This window comes from Hydrogenophaga sp. NFH-34 (genome assembly GCF_021401345.1).
GTDB classification, from domain to species: domain Bacteria; phylum Pseudomonadota; class Gammaproteobacteria; order Burkholderiales; family Burkholderiaceae_C; genus Hydrogenophaga; species Hydrogenophaga electricum.
Map to the genome: position 1 here is coordinate 54227 of NZ_JACBGE010000001.1, position 17256 is coordinate 71482.

The 17256-nt window shown below is 64.5% G+C and carries 14 protein-coding genes and 1 pseudogene; 6 read left to right on the forward strand and 9 right to left on the reverse strand.

Going from position 1 to position 17256, the window contains the following annotated elements; genetic code table 11:
* Window positions 1-19 precede the first annotated feature (19 nt).
* The 8 genes from L0977_RS00280 to L0977_RS00315 form a co-directional block, all read right to left on the reverse strand.
* On the reverse strand, window positions 20-1303 hold the full coding sequence (locus L0977_RS00280; RefSeq protein WP_234262726.1) for an HlyD family secretion protein: 1284 nt from the start codon (window positions 1301-1303) through the stop codon (window positions 20-22).
* A gap of 458 nt (window positions 1304-1761) precedes the next feature.
* The gene (locus L0977_RS00285; protein ID WP_020226663.1) at window positions 1762-2670 is read right to left on the reverse strand and encodes a LysR family transcriptional regulator; all 909 of its coding nucleotides are present in this window, start codon (window positions 2668-2670) and stop codon (window positions 1762-1764) included.
* Window positions 2671-2818: 148 nt separating this feature from the next.
* Entirely contained in the window at window positions 2819-3178 is a 360-nt protein-coding gene (locus tag L0977_RS00290) for a rhodanese-like domain-containing protein (protein ID WP_198363187.1), read from the reverse strand.
* Between the two features lie 17 nt (window positions 3179-3195).
* On the reverse strand, window positions 3196-4608 hold the full coding sequence (locus L0977_RS00295) for a TolC family protein (RefSeq protein ID WP_234262727.1): 1413 nt from the start codon (window positions 4606-4608) through the stop codon (window positions 3196-3198).
* Window positions 4605-5036, reverse strand: a complete 432-nt coding sequence (gene trxA / locus L0977_RS00300) for a thioredoxin (RefSeq protein ID WP_034398873.1) — start codon at window positions 5034-5036, stop codon at window positions 4605-4607. Before trxA ends, L0977_RS00295 begins: the two co-directional genes overlap by 4 nt.
* Window positions 5037-5038: 2 nt before the next feature.
* Complete coding sequence (locus tag L0977_RS00305; RefSeq protein ID WP_034398876.1) at window positions 5039-5248, reverse strand: YgaP family membrane protein; 210 nt, start codon at window positions 5246-5248, stop codon at window positions 5039-5041.
* On the reverse strand, window positions 5245-8577 hold the full coding sequence (locus L0977_RS00310; RefSeq protein ID WP_096450786.1) for an efflux RND transporter permease subunit: 3333 nt from the start codon (window positions 8575-8577) through the stop codon (window positions 5245-5247). The genes L0977_RS00305 and L0977_RS00310 overlap by 4 nt, the downstream gene beginning before the upstream one ends.
* A gap of 8 nt (window positions 8578-8585) precedes the next feature.
* The gene (locus tag L0977_RS00315; protein WP_096450783.1) at window positions 8586-9653 is read right to left on the reverse strand and encodes an efflux RND transporter periplasmic adaptor subunit; all 1068 of its coding nucleotides are present in this window, start codon (window positions 9651-9653) and stop codon (window positions 8586-8588) included.
* Between the two features lie 162 nt (window positions 9654-9815).
* Between L0977_RS00315 and L0977_RS00320 the strand changes: the two genes are divergently transcribed.
* The 6 genes from L0977_RS00320 to L0977_RS00345 all read left to right on the forward strand — a co-directional run bounded on the left by L0977_RS00320 (window position 9816) and on the right by L0977_RS00345 (window position 14241).
* Window positions 9816-10175: an ArsR/SmtB family transcription factor gene (locus tag L0977_RS00320; protein WP_020226656.1), complete on the forward strand. Its 360-nt coding sequence runs from the start codon at window positions 9816-9818 to the stop codon at window positions 10173-10175.
* A gap of 329 nt (window positions 10176-10504) precedes the next feature.
* Complete coding sequence (locus L0977_RS00325; RefSeq protein WP_020226655.1) at window positions 10505-11149, forward strand: peroxiredoxin; 645 nt, start codon at window positions 10505-10507, stop codon at window positions 11147-11149.
* Window positions 11150-11376: 227 nt separating this feature from the next.
* Entirely contained in the window at window positions 11377-11982 is a 606-nt protein-coding gene (gene petA, locus L0977_RS00330; RefSeq protein ID WP_020226654.1) for a ubiquinol-cytochrome c reductase iron-sulfur subunit, read from the forward strand.
* A 106-nt stretch (window positions 11983-12088) separates the two neighbouring features.
* Complete coding sequence (locus tag L0977_RS00335; protein WP_024000745.1) at window positions 12089-13234, forward strand: NAD(P)/FAD-dependent oxidoreductase; 1146 nt, start codon at window positions 12089-12091, stop codon at window positions 13232-13234.
* Complete coding sequence (locus L0977_RS00340; RefSeq protein WP_020226652.1) at window positions 13231-13776, forward strand: hypothetical protein; 546 nt, start codon at window positions 13231-13233, stop codon at window positions 13774-13776. The genes L0977_RS00335 and L0977_RS00340 overlap by 4 nt, the downstream gene beginning before the upstream one ends.
* A gap of 42 nt (window positions 13777-13818) precedes the next feature.
* Entirely contained in the window at window positions 13819-14241 is a 423-nt protein-coding gene (locus tag L0977_RS00345) for a hypothetical protein (protein ID WP_020226651.1), read from the forward strand.
* A 40-nt stretch (window positions 14242-14281) separates the two neighbouring features.
* Here the strand turns inward: L0977_RS00345 and L0977_RS00350 are convergent.
* Window positions 14282-17255 (reverse strand): annotated as a pseudogene (locus L0977_RS00350) (Tn3 family transposase).
* Window position 17256: the final 1 nt, after the last annotated feature.

Here is a 17256-nt window from a genome sequence, read left to right on the forward strand (position 1 = left end):
CTCCGGTGGGGCGCGGGCATCACGAGGCCATGCGCCCGGTCAGGCTGAACAGCGGCTCCAGCATCCATTCGTAGAGGCGCCGGCGTTCCTGCAGGATGTCGGCGTCGAGCAGCATGCCGGCCTGCAGCGGGCGCGGCTGGCCGTTGGCCTGGACCTGGCCCGTTTTGAGCCGCACCTGGATGGCGAACACCGGCTCGCCCGGGGCCAGGCCGGTGGCCGGCAAGGTGGCCAGTTCGGCGGGCCCCACGGCCGAGCTCGACACCGACTCCACCACGCCTTCGTGCTGCCCGAACTTCTGGTACGGGAACGCCTGGTAGCGCAGCAGCACCGTGTCGCCCGGCTGCACGAAGCCGATGCTGCTGCTCGGGGCGTACAGCCGGGCCCGCAGTTCGCCGTGCAGCGGCACCAGCGTGACCAGCGCCTGGGTGGTTTCGGCCACCTGGCCGATTTCGGCCTGCACCAGCGTGGCTCGGCCGGCTTCCGGTGCCGTCACCAGCACGCGGCGGCGCGCCTGCACTTCGGTCAGTTGTTCTTCGGTGCTGGAGACCTCGCGCTGAATCTGCGCGAGCTGGTTTTCATGGCGCCAGCGGGCGGAGTCGAGATCCTGGCGGACCTGCGCGGTTTCGCGCTGCACACCGAGGGCATCGCGTTCCAGACCGCGCAGCCGCGAGCGCTGTTCGCTCAGATCGATCTGCTTTTGCAGCAGCTCTTCGCGCGCGATGTAGTCCTGGTCGGCCAGGCCGCGGTAGCGGCGCTCGGTGTCTTCGGCGATGCGCACGCGGTCTTTCTGCTGTTCGATCTGGGCGGCGATCGCCGCCGTTTCGGCCCGCAGCGTGTCCAGCCGGCGTTGCAGGCCGGCGGTTTCATCGGCCTGCACCTGGCGCGAGCGGCGGATGTCGTCTTCCAGCGACTGCTTGCGCGCGCCCACGGCGCGGGCGATGTCGGCCTGCACCTCGCGCGCGCCGTCACCCAGCCGGTCGCTGCTGAGCACGTAGAGCAGTTCACCCTTGTTCACGGCCTGGCCGTCGGTCACGTGTTTTTCCAACACCACGCCGGCCTGGGGGGTGTGCACGCGGATCACCCCGGCGGCGGGCACCAACTGGCCATTGACGGTCACGCGCCGCGTGTAGCTGCCGAAGATCATGAAAGCGACCACCGCGACGGCCATCAGGGCGGCCAGCAGGCTGACCCAGAAGCTCGACAGGCGCGGGGTGAGCACGATGCGGCCCACGGTGGACGCGCGTTGGGCGTCCAGGGCTTCGTCACGGAACAGGCGCGCGGAGCGCTCGGCGTCTGCTGGCATGGTGGTGATGGGATGGGGCCGGGATGTCCGGAAGGCCGGGAAGGAGTACCAATTGATACAAATTGGCCGGTCCGAGTGTACGGCTTTCATACCCGCATCCGGCGTCGCAACCGGGCAGGGTGCCAAGGATTGCACGCGGTGAGGCTGCACCGATGAGCCAGCGGCATCGGTCCAGCGCGGCCGGGATCATGTCGCGCCGGGCGAAAAGAAAAGGGCACCGCCGTGAGGGGGTGCCCTTTCGATGGGGACGCGCGGCGCCCGATCAGGTGGTGCGCCGCAGCCAGATGTCTGGAGCGGGTGAAGGGAACAAGTCCAATCAACCAACCCATTGATTAATAACGGGTTTTTCCTGTTAGCTCCACAGGAAATGACCACATATTGTACCAGCGGCGCACGCTAGTCACCGCGCGGCGTCCATCGGTGTCTGCCCGCGACCAACAACAGCCGACAAGGATCGCTCAGGCCCCGCCCTCGTCAGGTGTCGGGGCGTTCAAGCGTTTCACTCGACTGATGAACCGCTTCAACGGCTCGGAGGGCTCGCCCCCACGGCGCACCAGGTAGGTCGAGAGCATCGGTGGCGTGCCCGCTAGCGGCCGTGTCGCAATGTCCGGCCGGTTCAGCGCCTCCACCTGCGAGGCAATCGCAAAGCCGATCCCGTATCCTGCCCCAACCAGCGTGAGCATCACGCCCAAGCTGGTGACATGATCGACCACCTTCAGCGGCAGCGCCGCACCATCGAGCACCGCCTGGATCTGGTCGTGGCAGCCCGAGGCTGCGTCCGGGTGGCACAACACCACCGGAAACTTCAGCGCGTCGGCGAGCTTGACCTCCTTGTGGACCAACAGCGGGTGGCGCGCCGACACGATCACCGAAAGTGGATCGGTCCACACCGGTTCGGCCACTAGGCCGCCATTGACCGAACCCGACAACGCGAAGCCCACGTCCAGTAGATCGGTGTGCAGGCCCTTGAGCTGCTGCGATAACGGAAGCTCGAAGATGCGAATTTCCAGTTCCGGCTCTTCCTCGCGGTTGCGAGCGAGCAACGCGGCGATCCTGGGCTGGGCCAGGCTGTCGCAGATCGCGATGCGAAGGTAGCTCTGGTACCCCTGCGCGGCGCCCTTGGTAGCCTGGATCGCCTGGTCCAGCGTAGCGAGAACGCGCCGGCACTCCACCAGCAGCACTTGGCCGGCCCAGGTCAGGCGCGTCTGCCGGCTACTGCGGTCGAATAGCGCCACACCCAGCCCTTGTTCGAGATCGCGCATCGCGCGCGACAGTGGCGACTGATCGATGCCCAGCCGATCGGCTGCGCGCGCCAGGTGCAGTTCCTCGGCCACTGCCACGAAGTAGCGCAGCAATCTCAGTTCCATTGCGTGCTCCTTGTTCGTCTTGTTCTGGTTCGGCCGATCCGACCCGCCGGATTCAAATCGATGCCCGCTACTGTTCTCTTGGTCGCCTCCTACCAAAGCTCGATACCTGGCTCCTCTCGTCAGCCTACCCGTTCGTGAATGAACAGCGTCACGGCCCACCAACGACCGGCCGGTTCAATAACTTCGAAAGTGCGCCCACCCCGCCTCCGTTGATCGCATGGCTATATCCCATCTGCTCAACGATTTTGCAGGCACGTTGGGAGCGCGCGCCCGAGCGGCAATACAGGATCAAAGGCTGGGTCCGAGTGGGCACAGCGGTCGCAACGTCTAAGTGGATACGGTCAAGCGGTAGCCACAGCGCTCCTTCGATGTGCCCTGCAGCGAACTCCCCGGCGGAGCGGACGTCAACCAAGACGGCGCCGGCCGACAGCATTTCGGCGGCCGATTTACCCGCCGATCGACCAAAACGGGAACAAGAAGCCCCAAGAATCTTCGCTAACCAACTCATGCGATCAATTTCCAGTGTCAGTTCAAAGGTGACGCAGCAAGTTCGCCATCGGCTACTTGCAAAGCAGCCTCATCCAGGCGGCCGATCAGCGCGGCCAGTCGCAGCCGGTCCATCAACAGACCGATGCGAGCTTGCGCAAGCGCAAGGCTGGATGTGGCGGATTCGTTTTCGGCATTGAGAAGGTCCAGCGTGGTGCGCTGGCCGACCTCGCGTCCCAGGCGCGTGGCGTCGAGCCTTGCCAGGCTGGCACTGAGCGCCTGTTCCAGCGCCCTGACACGTTCGGCGCCAACGCTCAGCCCCAGCCAGGCCAAGCGCACCTGCTGCGCGACTTGCTCTCGCGTGCGCTCTACCTCGGCTGCGGCCTTTTCCGCCAGTCGCAGCGCCTCTTCTTCCTTGGCGCTGCGGTATCCGCCGGTGAAAAGCGGCATCGAGAACTGGATGCCGATCATCCAGTTCGTGCCCGTGTTGCTGGCCGACCCAAAATCGCCACTGCCGCTCAGTCGATCACGTCCCACCTGGGCGACGAGATCGACGGTGGCGGACGAACTCCGGCCGTACTTCGTCGCCTCTTGCCTCGCGACATCGGCTGCCAGCAACTGGGTGCGAATTTCAGGGTTGCGCGACTGCGCCTCATCCAGCCAGAACTCCAGCGGCTGGAGCGATGACGTCTGGCCTGCGCTGGGGCCAGGAAGACGGGCCGCCAGAGAACCGGGAGGCAATCCCGTGGTGTTCGCCAGCAGGTTGCGCTTGACCAGCACGTCGCTCTCGGCCGCCAGTACCTGCGCGCGAAGTGCTGCCAGGCGTGCGCCTGCCTCATGGGTATCGGTAATGGGGACGTCCCCGAGCTTGAAGCGGTCTTGCGCTTCGACCGCCGCCTTCTCGACGGCATCGAGTTGCTGTCTATGCACGCGCACGGTTTCCTCGGCAAGGGCGAGATCGAGATAGCGCTCCACCGTGCGGAGCATCAGCGTCTGTCCTGCTGCCTGCCATTGAAGGTCTGCCAGGTCGGCTGAGGTGGAAAGCTGCTGCTGCTCGGCGCGCCGCTTCGGGTTGTAGAGCGGCTGCGTCGCTGCCACGGCCCAGCGCGAGGCGGTGCCGTTGGTCACGGAGGTGCTGAAGCCTACGCCACTGGATTGTCCGAACCCAGGGGCGCTGAACTGCGCACCTCGCGTTTCGGACTCGTTCGTGGCTACCCCCACCGAGCCGACCACGCCGACAGTCGGTCGCCACAGCGCCGCGGCCTGGTCACGGCGCGGCTGGGCTGCTGCATGGGCCGCGCGGGCGACAGCGTATTCCTTGTCGTTCTGCGTCGCCGCTTGCCAAGCCTCCATGAGCCCTGCGGCCATCGCCACTTGCGTCTGGCAATACAGGGGCGCAGCCAGCAACGAGATCCACAAAGCCTTTGACATGCGCTTCTTCATGGACTTCATCCCTTCTGCGTGAGGTTTTTGCGGACCCAGCGCACCAGGTCGCCTGCGACCATCGCCCCCGAGTGGCGCGCCAGCTCCTTGCCGGCGCGGTACAGGATGAGCGTTGGGACGCTGCGAATGGCGCTGGCCGCCACGGCCTGCGGATTGGCATCGATGTCGAGCTTGGCGAAACGGACCTCGGGGAGCTTCGCAGCCGCATCGTCGAAATGCGGCGCCATCATCTTGCAGGGGCCGCACCAACTGGCCCAGAAGTCCACCAGCACCGGCGGATCGGTGCGCGTGATGTAGCGCTCGAAGGTCGCATCGCTTAGCGATGCGGGCTTGGCCGCCATCAGTTCAGCGCCGCAACGACCACAGACCGGCTCGCCGGACGGGCGTTCGTCGGGGACGCGATTGATCGTCCCGCAGGCGGGGCAGCCGACATGCATGATCAGGCTCCCTGGCGCACGCCGAGCTTGCGCAGAATGGATTCCATCAGGCACCACTTGGTCAGCCCGCTTTGCAGCAGGTTCACCCCGACGAAGGCGGTGAAGGCCAGCCACCATTGATTGACGAAGATCGGGCTGCCAGGGATGCCCAGGGCCAGCGACAGCAGGATGAAGGTGCCTGCGATGACGCGAACGAGTTGCCAGGAAGTCATGGTGTTTCTCCTTGAGTGGACAGGGTTGCAGGGGTTGGCGTGAGGGGTTCCTCGGGCTCTTCGCGGCCCGCGATCGCGTCCAGCCGGTTCCGGTACGCGATGAAGTAGAGGATCGGAATTACGACCAGCGTCAGCACGGTCGAGACGAAGATGCCGAAGATCAGCGAGATCGCCAGGCCGTTGAAGATCGGGTCGTCGAGGATGAAGAAGGCGCCCAACATGGCAGCCAGCCCGGTCAGCACGATGGGCTGCGCGCGCGTGATGGCGGAGCGCACGATGGCCTGCTTGAACTCCACGCCTTCGCGCACCTGCAGGTTGATGAAGTCCACCAGCAGGATGGAGTTGCGCACGATGATGCCGGCGAGCGCGATCATTCCGATCATGCTGGTGGCGGTGTACTGCGCGCCCAGCACGGCGTGGCCTGGCATCACGCCGATGATGGTCAAGGGGATCGGCGCCATGATGATCAACGGTGTTAGGTAGGACCCGAACTGCGCCACCACCAGCAGGTAGATCAGCACGAGGCCAACGCCATAGGCCAGGCCCATGTCGCGGAATGTTTCGTAGGTCACCTGCCACTCGCCATCCCACTTCAGCGCGTAGTCGCGGTAAGCGTCATCAGGCTGGCGGATGAAATACTCCTGCAGCGTCCCACCGCCGGGCGTGGCGATCTTGGTGAGTTCCCCACGCATCTGGAACATGCCGTAGAGCGGGCTGTCGAGCGCGCCGGCCATGTCGGCCACGACGAAGTTCACCGGCAACAGATCCTTGTGGTAAATCGGCTGCTCGCTCACCTGGTCGCTGAGGGTGACGAGTTCCCGGATCGGCACCAGTTTCCCATCGGCGCTGCGCACCGTGAGCTGCAGCAGGGCGTTCAGGTCGCCGTGCTGCTCGGGCGGCAATTGCAGCACCGCGGCCGCCGGGTACTTGGTCTCGTCATGCAGAAAGGCCGTGGCCTCGCCGGCCAGTCCGGCGCGCAGCGTGGTGACGATGGCCTGCTGCGGCACGCCGAGCATGGAGGCCTTCTGCCGGTCCACCAGCAGCATCGTCTTCGGTGCCGCAGCGATGCTGCTGTCGTCCACGTCCACCACGCCAGGCGTGCGCTCGAACACGGCGCGCACGGCCTTGGCGACCTGATGCCGACCGGCCGCATCCGGGCCATAGATCTCCGCCACGATGGGAGAGAGCACCGGCGGGCCCGGCGGCACTTCGACCACCTTGACGTTGGCGTCGAAGCGCTCACCGATCTTCTGCAGTTCTGGCCGCACGCGGGTTGCGATGGCATGGCTCTGGTCCTTGCGCGCGGTCTTGTCCACCAGATTGACCTGCAGGTCGCCGACGTTGCCGCCGGCACGCAAATAGTATTGGCGCACCAGGCCGTTGAAGTTGATCGGCGCCGCGGTACCGGCATAGGCCTGGTAGTCGGTGACTTCGGGCACTGTCGCCAGGTAGCTGCCCAGCTCGTGCAGGACTGCGGCCGTCTGCTCCACCGGCGTGCCGGCGGGCATGTCAACGATGACCTGGAACTCCGACTTGTTGTCGAAGGGCAGCATCTTCAGCAGCACCAGGCCGGTGGCCGGCAGCGCCAGCGATGCAGCGATCAGCAGCGCGACCCCCAGGGCCAGCAGGCTGCGGTTGCGCGAGCCACGCCGCTCGTCCAGCAGTGGGCGGAAGATCCGCTCAAAGACCGGCGCGATCTTCGCGGCCAGGCCGGAGTGGGTCGCCGTGTGCGGCCCGCCGTCGCCATGCGCAGCAGCCGGTACCGCCTTCATCCACAGCCGAGCCAGCCAGGGCGTGACGACGAAGGCGATGGCCAGGGACAACAGCATGCCCATGCTGGCATTGATCGGGATCGGGCTCATGTACGGGCCCATCAAGCCCGTCACGAAGGCCATGGGCAGCAGCGCGGCGATCACGGTCAGCGTCGCCAGGATGGTCGGCCCCCCCACTTCGTCCACGGCACCCGGGATGATCGCCGCCAGCGACTTGCCGGGGTAGAGCTGCTGGTGCCGATGGATGTTCTCGACCACGACGATGGCGTCGTCCACCAGGATGCCGATCGAGAAGATCAGCGCGAACAGCGATACGCGGTTGAGCGTGAAACCCCAGGCCCAGGACGCGAACAAGGTCACCGTCAGCGTCAGCACCACCGCGCTGCCGACGATGGCCGCCTCGCGCCGGCCGAGCGCGAAGAAAACCAGCGCCACCACCGACGCGGTGGCGAACAGCAGCTTCTTCATCAGCGTCTGCGCCTTGTCGTTGGCGGAGGCGCCGTAGTTGCGCGTTTCCGCCACCTGGACATCGCCGGGGATGACGGTGTTGCGCAGACCTTCCACCCGCTTCATCACGGCGTTGGCCACGTCGATGGCGTTCTCACCCGCCTTCTTCGTCACCGCGACCGTGACCGCCGGATACTCGGCCGGCGCGGCGCCGTCCTTGCCGGCAACGCCATGCCAGACATAGCGGCTGGGTGGAAGCGGACCGTCACGAACCTGTGCCACCTCCCGCAGAAAGACCGGCTTGCCGGCCCGCACGCCGACCACCAGATCGGCTACCTCGTGGGCGTGGCGCAGGAAAGGCCCGGACTCGATGGCCACCGAACGGTTGCCTGCGATCAGCTCACCCACAGGAAGCCCCAGATTGGCCGACAGCAGCGCCTGCCGCACCTCCGGCACCGTGACGCCGACGCCGCTCATGCGCACCGGGTCGATTTGCACCATCACCGCTCGGCCCGGGCCACCGATCGTGGTCACTTCGCGGGTGCCGGGCACACGCTTGAGGTCCGCCTCGACACTGTGCGCGACACGCTCCAGGTCGAATGCGCCGGTCTGCGCGTTCTCGCTGAACAGCGTCAACGTAACGATTGGCACATCATCGATGCCCTTGGGCTTGATGATCGGTTCGAGCACACCAAGCCCCTTGGGCAGCCAGTCGGCGTTCGAATTCACCGTGTCGTACAGCCGCACCAGCGCCTCGGTGCGGGTCACGCCGACCTTGAACTGGACGGTCAGCACGGCCAGACCAGGACGGGACACCGACATCACATGCTCGACGTCCAGGATCTGGCTCAGCACCTGCTCTGCCGGCACGGCCACCATCTGTTCCACGTCGCGCACCGCAGCCCCCGGGAAGGGGATCAGCACATTCGCCATCGTGACGTTGATCTGCGGCTCCTCTTCGCGTGGGGTCACGCCCACGGCGAACAGGCCGAGCAACAGCGCGAGCAGTGCCAGCAGTGGCGTAATCTGTGCCCGCTGGAAAAAGGCGGCGATGCGGCCCGAAACGCCCATGGCAGGCGCGCCGGTAGTGGTGGATCGTGTTTTCGTCATGACCGGCCTCAACGCACGCGCGCGGCGGATTGCGGATCGGTCACGACCTGCTCACCGGGCATCAGTCCGGACAGGATCTCGACGCGGCCATCGGTGGCCCGCCCGAGGCGGACTTGGCGCAGCACGGGCTTGCCCTGCGGATTCAGTACATACAAGCCGGTGAGTTCGGCGCGACGCACGATGGCTTCCACGGGCACGGACAGGAGAGCGCCTGGCGCTGTACCGGGGGCATCGCTGCGTGCCAGCGGCAGCCACAGCCGCGCGAACATGCCAGGCGCGACGGTAGCGTCCACGCCACCAGGCAGTTCGGCACGCAACTGCACAGTGTGCGTCGCTGCATCGACGGTGGGCAGCAGTTGGACCTTTCCAGGGACCACCCATGCACTCGCCGCCGACAGGCCGGGCAGTTCGATGCGCAGCTTCGGATCGGCCGGCATGCGCGCCGTCACCGACTGCGGCACAGCCGCCGTGACGCGCAGAGCCGTCGGGTCATACAGGGTGAGCAGAGGCCGGCCAGGCATGGCCATGTCGCCCAGGGATACCGGCACTTCGGACACCACACCCGCGAAGGGTGCGCGCACGACGTAGTAGCCGCTCTGCGTGCGCGACGCACTGGCCTGCGCGAGCAGCGCATTGGCCTGGGCTTGGGCCGACTTGTAAGCCGACTCGGCGCGCTCCATGGCCGCCTGGCTGATGTAGTTCTTCTGGAACAGCCGCTGCTGACGCTCAAAGTCCTTCGTCGCCAGATCCAGGGATGACCGTGCTGCCTGCACCTGGGCATCGCTGGCGGCGGCATTCTGCTCAGCCGCCCGGGCGTCGATGCGCAGCAGCACCTGGCCCGCTTTCACACGATCGCCTACTTTGACATCCAACTGGATGACCGCACCGGGCACCTGCGCCGCGATCACCGTCTGGCGAACAGCTTCGACGACGCCATCGAAGGCCGAAGTCGTCGTGCCCGCAGTGGCCACTGCCGCGGTAGCCTTCAACGGCTGGGGCGGCGTCTGGGCGGAGGCAGTCAGGCTCGCCATCAAGGCGAAAGCCGCGATGCAAAGGGTGTAGCTGGTGTGGCGCATGGAGGGCACTTTCTGTTAGGAGCGCTGTCGAGTGCGAAGAAATTTCAGTCATTATTTGCGCACATAGCTAAATAGTCAAGTACCATGATGCTCACAGACAAGCAGATCATCAAGATCCGAGGCATCATGTCTACCCATCTATCCTTGGCATGCTCAACACATATGGAAGACCTTCCCGACGAGGCGCTGGAACAGGTGGCGGCGTACTTCCAGGCGCTGTCCGAGCCAACGCGGCTGCAGATCCTCAACCTGCTGCGCAAGCAGGAGCGCAGCGTGGGCGAACTCGCCCAGTTGTGTGGCTACAGCTCGGCCAACATCTCGCGGCACTTGACGCTGCTGACCCAGCACGGTCTGGTGGCACGCGAAAGCCGCGGAAACAGCGCCATCTACAGCATCGCGGACAAGTCCGTTTATTCCTTGTGCGACCTGGTCTGCGGCAACATCGCCAGGCAGTTCGAGCGCAAGGCGAAGGCGCAGGCCGCCTTCGCCGGAGCCCCACACAGGCGAACCAAAGCGCACTGAGCTGGGTCTGCCGCCATCGATCGCAGACCGCCCGCGCGGGTGAACGGAGGAGACTGCCGCAGCCCAGGCCTAGACAGGTTTCATCCTGCTTGTCACCGCACGTCAACATGCCGAGGTCTCCTCGGCGCTTGGCCGGCCGTGCTGCCGCCCCTACTCGGTCCTGCGCCCCCAGGCTTGGTGTGCACTCCTGGCTGTCTGCCCGCTACATCGTTGCTCCTTGATAGGCGACAACAATGACTTCAATACTTTTATTTCAATATCTTCTAATTTAGAATCAACTAATATATGATGGTCACTTCGACACACAACCTTCAACTGAAGAGGTCATCATGCAAGACATCGCACCTGTCGCCTTCCCCCGTCTCAACGAACCTGCCCCGGACTTCAAGGCCAAGACCACCCACGGCGAGCGCAGCCTGGCGGACTACAAGGGCAAGTGGTTGATCCTGTTCTCGCACCCGGCTGACTTCACGCCGGTCTGCACCACCGAGTTCATCGGCTTCCAGAAGGCCGCCGACACGTTCCGCGGCATGAACTGCGAACTGATCGGCCTGTCCATCGACAGCCTGTACTCGCACCTGGCCTGGACGCAGAACATCCAGGAGAAGTTCGGCGTCGAGATCAGCTTCCCGATCATCGAGGACATCAAGATGGACGTGGCCCGTGCCTATGGAATGGTGCACCCGGGCGCAGCCGACACGCAGGCCGTGCGCGCGACGTTCTTCATCGATCCGAACGGCATCCTGCGCGCCATGGTGTATTACCCCATGAGCAACGGCCGCTCGATCGACGAGTTCGTGCGCCTGCTCACGGCCATGCAAACGAGCGACGCCAACCAGGTGGCGACCCCCGAGGGGTGGACGCCGGGATGCGATGTGATCGTTCCCCCACCCAAGAGTCCCGACGCCATCAAGCAGCGTATGGGCGAAGGCTACAAGACCACGGACTGGTACTTCTCGACGAAGAGCCTTTAAGTCCGCCGCTGCGACCGAAAGGCCGCAGCCCCGCGCCGTGGGATCTGGGCTGCCGGAGGAGGCTGGGCGCGTCATCTGCGCTCTCGCGTCGAACCGCCGTCCAGCCTGCGGCCGGTGTCCGGTGTCCGGTTCAGCCTGTGCCGCGCAAGCGCTTTGGCGCACCGGCCACCGGACCAGCCCTCAGCCCCTATGCGGTTGCATCGTCAGCCGCGCACCAGGAGCCCGACATGAGCGACCTTGCCCTTCCTCCTTCCAGCGCCATGGATCCTGAGCGCCGCGCATGGCTGATCGCCACGACTGCGGCCGGCGGTGTTGCGGCCGCGGCGACCGCCATCCCCTTCGTCTCTAGTTTCGCGCCCAGTGAACGGGCAAGAGCAGCGGGCGCGGCGGTCGAAGTCGACCTGGCGGACATCCCGCCCGGCGGATTGAAGACGGTCGAATGGCGGGGCAAGCCCGTATGGATCATGCGACGCACGCCGGAAATGATCGCCGCACTCAGCGGGCAGGACGACAAGCTCGCCGACCCCAACTCCAGCAAGGATGCCTTGCCGGAAGCCCTGCGCAATCCCGGCCGCTCCGAGCGACAAGACCTATTCGTTGCCATCGGGATCTGCACCCATCTCGGGTGTTCTCCCAGCGCGGTGGCTGCGGGCACTTCCAACCCGAGCGTTGGCGAAGACTGGCAAGGGGGGTTCTTCTGCCCCTGCCACGGCTCGACCTTCGACCTCGCCGGTCGGGTGTTCAAGAACAAGCCGGCACCCACCAATCTAGAAATCCCGCCACACCGTTTTCTGAGCGACGCACGTATCGTCATCGGCGACGAGTCGGCCTGAGAGGGAATCCAACCGTGTCGCAATCCATATCCCTGTCCGGCGCGAGGTTCACCGCGTTGCCCCCGGTGCCTGCTGATCTTGCAGGGGACGCCTCGAACGCACTGCCATGACGACCGCGCAGAATCCCCGACACATTGTGGTCCTGGGTGCGGGCTTTGCCGGCCTGTCGACGATCCGCGAACTGCGGCGCCGTGATCCCGCGGCGCAGATCACGCTGGTCGCACCGCGCCCGGAACTGCACTACCTTCCAGGCATCATCTGGATCCCGAGCGGCTTGCGCCGCCGTGAGGATCTGATCGTGCCGTTGGACGGCTTTCTGCAGCGCCAGCGCGTGCGCTTTGTCCCGGCCGAAGTCACGGGCCTCGCCGATAACGGCCGCACCGTGCAGACGAGCACCGGCGATGTCGTCAACGACGGCCTGGTTCTCGCCACCGGCGGGCGCTTCATCAAGAAGCTGCCCGGCATCGAGCATGCCATCACACCCTGCGAAGGCATCTCAGCGGCAGAACGCATCCGCGATCGACTGCGCGAAATGACCGGCGGCACGATCGCCGTCGGCTTCGCGGGAAATCCGAATGAGCCCAGTGCGGTGCGCGGCGGCCCGATGTTCGAGTTCCTGTTCGGCATCGATGAGCAGCTCAAACGGGAGGGCCGGCGCCAGCACTTCGATCTCGTTTTCTTCAACCCGTCCTCCGAGCCCGGCAACCGTCTCGGCATGAAGACGGTGAAGCACCTGCTCCGAGAAATGGAACGGCGAGGCATCCGGACCCACCTGGGCCACAAGCTGGTGCGGTTCGAGGCTGACCAGGTTGTGACGGAAGGCGGATCGTTCGCAGCGGACCTGATCCTCTTCATGCCCGGCATGACCGGCAACACCTGGTTTGATGCAACGACGCTCCCTCGGTCCCCAGGCGGCCTGGTGCAGGCCGATGCGCATTGCCGGGTGCCTGGCTTCGAGCGCGTGGTCGTGGTCGGCGACTCGGGCAGCTTCCCTGGCCCGGACTGGATGCCCAAGCAGGCCCACATGGCGGACCTGCAGGCGAAGGCCGCGGCAGCCAATCTGATTGCCGACCTGGACGGCCGCCCATCGAGCGAGACGTTCCGTGTCGAGCTGATCTGCATCGTGGATGCGATCGATCATGGAACTCTGGTGTGGCGCACCCCGCAGCGCAATGTACTGCTGCCTTCGACCCGTTTATTCCATTGGGCCAAGCGTGGCTTCGAGTGGAACTATCTCAGGCAGTACCGATGAATCCCCAAACCATCCCCTATGCACACAGACCGCTGGCGAAGGCCAACAGAGGTATCGCCCGCCGGCGGATCTCGCTGATCCTGCTCGCAGTGGTCGTTGGAGGCGCCTCCACCCCACTATTGGCAGCGCCCTTGGCTCCGGGAAGTCTCTTGCCAGCCCTGAGCGTTGTGGACAAGCACGAGCGCCAAGTGAGCATCGAGGCGTCCACTCGTTTTGTCGTTTTTGCGGCCGACAAGACGGCCAGCGACATCGTGAGCGGTGCGTTGCGTCCGCACCCATCCATTTTCGCTGAGCGTCGGCTCGTCTATATCGCGGACATCAGTGCCATGCCTGCGATGGTGACCCGCATGTTTGCGCTTCCCAAGATGCGTGATTTGCCCTTCCAAGTCGGCTTGGTCCAGAACTCCGAAATCACGAGTCATCTGCCCCGAAAGCCTAAGGAGGTCACGCTGATTGCGCTGGAGCAACAGCGTGTCCAAACCATCGAATACCTGCCCGACGCGGCATCGCTGCGCCGCAGCCTGGGCATTGCCCCGCCTTGACGGGGTGCCCGTGCGTGTTTCTTCCAACCAAGGAGCCTTCCTATGAAAAAGTCCATCGCACTCGCCCTCGCGCTCGCCTGCGCGGCCACAGCCGCCCAAGCCGAGGAACTCTTTGTGTCGATCCATTCATCAAGTCCCATGGCCCAGGGAGCCGGCCTGGTGCTGGCAGGTCAGGCCCTCGAACAGAAAGCATCGGTACGGGTGTTGCTCTGTGACGCGGCCGGCGACATCGCCTTGAGCAGCCAAGACGGCAAAGCTCAGCCAACCCTCAAGCCCCGCAACGTCACGCCGCAGCAAATGCTGCAAGGGATTATCAAAGGTGGCGCGAAGGTGGAAGTCTGCGCGCTGTACCTGCCCAACACCGGCAAGCAGCCGACGGACCTGCTGGCGGGTGTCACGGCAGCCAAACCTGCAGATGTGGCAGCCCATCTGCTCAAGCCCGGCGTGAAGACATTGGCGTTCTGACCTGCTAGAGGTCGTCTCAGAAAACGGAAAATAAAGCACGCTAAGCCGGTGGCAGCGGTCGCAATGGCCTGAACTTCCCCGCACCGACCTTGGCACTGCTGCGCCATAGGTAATCGCCGGTCAGGTTGATATGCTCCCACCCCAGCGGTGACAGATATTGCAGCAACGTGTCGTCCAGCGCCTTGCCGTGGGCACGCAAAGCACTGGTGGCACGCTCCAGATAGACCGTGTTCCACAACACGATGGCCGCCGTCACCAGATTGAGGCCGCTGGCCCGGTAGCGCTGCTGCTCAAAACTGCGGTCGCGGATTTCACCCAATCGGTAGAAGAAGACCGCCCTGGCCAGCGCGTTGCGCGCCTCGCCCTTATTCAGCCCCGCATGGACGCGGCGGCGCAGCTCCACGCTTTGCAGCCAATCCAGAATGAACAGCGTGCGCTCGATGCGCCCCAGCTCGCGCAGGGCGACGGCCAAGCCGTTTTGGCGCGGATAGCTGCCGAGCTTGCGCAGCATCAGCGAGGCACGTCACCGTGCCCTGCTTGATCGAAGTGGCCAGCCGTAGGATTTCATCCCAATGAGCGCGAATAGCCTTGATGTTCAGCCTGTCGCTGCTAATCATCGGCTTGAGTGCATCGTAGGCAGTATCGCCCTTGGGAATGAACAGCTTGGTGTCGCCCAGGTCGCGGATGCGCGGCGCGAACCGGAATCCCAGAAAGTGCATCAGGCCGAACACATGATCGGTGAAGCCCGCCGTGTCGGTGTAGTGTTCCTCGATACGCAAGTCAGACTCGTGGTACAGCAGGCCATCGAGCACATAGGTCGAGTCGCGCAAGCCGACGTTGACCACCTTAGCGCTGAAGGGCGCGTATTGGTCGGAGATATGGGTATAGAACGTCAGCCCAGGGCTACTTCCATACTTCGGATTGATATGCCCGGTGCTCTCTGCCTTGCTGCCGGTTCGGAAGTTCTGGCCGTCCGACGATGACGTGGTGCCGTCGCCCCAGTTTCCGGCGAAGGGTTGTCGAAACTGTGCGTTCACCAGCTCGGCCAGCGCCGTCGAATAGGTTTCGTCGCGAACGTGCCAGGCTTGCAGCCAAGACAGCTTGGCGTAGGTGGTGCCAGGGCAGGACTCGGCCATCTTGGTGAGCCCAAGATTGATACCATCAGCCAGAATCGTCGTCATCAGCAAGGTTTTGTCCTTGGCCGTGTCGCCGGTCTTCAGGTGTGTGAAGTGGCGCGTGAAGCCCGTCCATTCATCGACCTCCATCAGCAACTCGGTGATCTTGAGGTGCGGCAGCAACATCGCCGACTGGTCAATCAAGGCTTGCGCGGCGTCTGGCACCGCTGCGTCCAGCGGCGTGATCTTCAGGCCCGATGCAGTGGTGATGATGGCATCCGGTAAGTCGTTGGTCGCCGCCATGCGGTTGACTGTGGCGAGTTGCGCCTCCAATAATTCCAGTCGGTCATGCAGATATTGGTCGCAGTCGGTGGCCACGGCCAGTGGCAATTCGCTGGCCAGCTTCAGGGTGGCGAACTTCTCGATCGGCACCAGGTATTCGTCGAAGTCCTTGAACTGGCGCGAACCCTGCACCCAAACATCACCAGAGCGCAGTGCGTTCTTCAGCTCCGACAGGGCGCATAACTCGTAGTAACGCCGGTCAATACCCTCGTCGGTCAGAACCAGCTTTGCCCAGCGCGGCTTGATGAATGCGGTTGGCGCATCGGCGGGCACCTTGCGCGCGCTGTCGCTGTTCATGCCGCGCAGCACGTCGATGGCATCGAGCACACCCTTGGCGGTGGGCGCGGCGCGCAGTTTGAGCACGTCCAGGAACTGCGGCGCATAGCGGCGCAGCGTGGCGTAACTCTCGCCGATATGGTGCAGGAAATCAAAATCGGCAGGCCGCGCCAGCGTTTGCGCCTCGGTGACGCTGGCGGCGAAGGTGTCCCACGGCATGACCGCTTCGATGGCGGCGAACGGATCGCCGCCGCTTTGTTTGGCTTCAATCAGCGCCTGACCGATGCGCCCATACATCCGCACCTTGTCGTTGATCGCCTTGCCGGAAGCCTGGAACTGCTGTTGATGCTTGTTCTTGGCCGCATTGAACAGCTTGCCGATGATGCGGTCGTGAAGGTCGATGATTTCATCAGTGACGGTGGCCATGCCCTCGATGGCCAGTGCTACCAAGGTGGCGTAACGCCGCTGCGACTCGAACTTGGCCAGGTCGGCGGGCGTCATCTGGCCGCCCTCGCGGGCGATCTTGAGCAAGCGGTTTTGGTGTACCTGCCGTTCGATGCCAGCAGGTAAGTCAAGCGCCTGCCAGGCTTTGAGGCGTTCGATGTGTTCAAGCATGTGGCGCGAGTTCGGCTTGGCGGGCGATTGGCGCAGCCACGCTAGCCACGTCATTTTGCTACCATCCTTGCGCTTGAGCAGTTCGTCCAGGCGCTGGCGATGGACAGGTATCAAGGAATCGGCCAATGCCGCATGGATGCTCCGGTTGGCACGGGTAATGGCCTCGGCGCTTGCGCGCTCGATGGCATTCATGGCGGGTAGGATGATGCTCTGCCGCCGCAGGTTTTCAACAAGGGTGCTGGCCAGCACAATGCCTTTGTCTGTTTACAAGGCCAGTTCGGTCAATGTATGCACTGCTTGCCGGTAGTGACTCATGGTGAAGGGCTTGAATCCAAACACCGTTTGCAGCTCGACCAAGTGCTCCCGCCGTGTCTGCTCGCGCTGGCCGTAATCGTTCCAGCTTTCCACCGGCACCTTGAGTTGTGCGGCCACCATGCGCAGCAGGGGCGGAAATGGAGGTTCATCGACGCCCAAGAAGATGCCAGGGAATCGCAAGTAGCAAAGCTGCACGGCGAAGCCCAATCGATTCGCGGCGCCGCGACGCTGACGGATCACCGACAGGTCGGTTTCGTTGAACGTGTAGTGCCGTATCAGTTCGTCTTTGGCATCTGGCAGTGCCAGCAGACTTTCGCGCTCGGTGGCGGACAGGATTGAGCGGCGTGGCATG

What these genes read in the sequence shown, in the direction of transcription:
- petA (WP_020226654.1), top strand. Translation starts at nt 11,377, where the DNA reads ATGAGCGACCTTGCCCTTCCTCCTTCCAGCGCCATGGATCCTGAGCGC.
- L0977_RS00315 (WP_096450783.1), bottom strand. Translation starts at nt 9,653, where the DNA reads ATGCGCCACACCAGCTACACCCTTTGCATCGCGGCTTTCGCCTTGATG.
- L0977_RS00335 (WP_024000745.1), top strand. Translation starts at nt 12,089, where the DNA reads ATGACGACCGCGCAGAATCCCCGACACATTGTGGTCCTGGGTGCGGGC.
- trxA (WP_034398873.1), bottom strand. Translation starts at nt 5,036, where the DNA reads ATGCATGTCGGCTGCCCCGCCTGCGGGACGATCAATCGCGTCCCCGAC.
- L0977_RS00340 (WP_020226652.1), top strand. Translation starts at nt 13,231, where the DNA reads ATGAATCCCCAAACCATCCCCTATGCACACAGACCGCTGGCGAAGGCC.
- L0977_RS00295 (WP_234262727.1), bottom strand. Translation starts at nt 4,608, where the DNA reads ATGAAGTCCATGAAGAAGCGCATGTCAAAGGCTTTGTGGATCTCGTTG.
- L0977_RS00320 (WP_020226656.1), top strand. Translation starts at nt 9,816, where the DNA reads ATGGAAGACCTTCCCGACGAGGCGCTGGAACAGGTGGCGGCGTACTTC.
- L0977_RS00280 (WP_234262726.1), bottom strand. Translation starts at nt 1,303, where the DNA reads ATGCCAGCAGACGCCGAGCGCTCCGCGCGCCTGTTCCGTGACGAAGCC.
- L0977_RS00290 (WP_198363187.1), bottom strand. Translation starts at nt 3,178, where the DNA reads ATGAGTTGGTTAGCGAAGATTCTTGGGGCTTCTTGTTCCCGTTTTGGT.
- L0977_RS00305 (WP_034398876.1), bottom strand. Translation starts at nt 5,248, where the DNA reads ATGACTTCCTGGCAACTCGTTCGCGTCATCGCAGGCACCTTCATCCTG.
- L0977_RS00310 (WP_096450786.1), bottom strand. Translation starts at nt 8,577, where the DNA reads ATGACGAAAACACGATCCACCACTACCGGCGCGCCTGCCATGGGCGTT.
- L0977_RS00285 (WP_020226663.1), bottom strand. Translation starts at nt 2,670, where the DNA reads ATGGAACTGAGATTGCTGCGCTACTTCGTGGCAGTGGCCGAGGAACTG.
- L0977_RS00345 (WP_020226651.1), top strand. Translation starts at nt 13,819, where the DNA reads ATGAAAAAGTCCATCGCACTCGCCCTCGCGCTCGCCTGCGCGGCCACA.
- L0977_RS00325 (WP_020226655.1), top strand. Translation starts at nt 10,505, where the DNA reads ATGCAAGACATCGCACCTGTCGCCTTCCCCCGTCTCAACGAACCTGCC.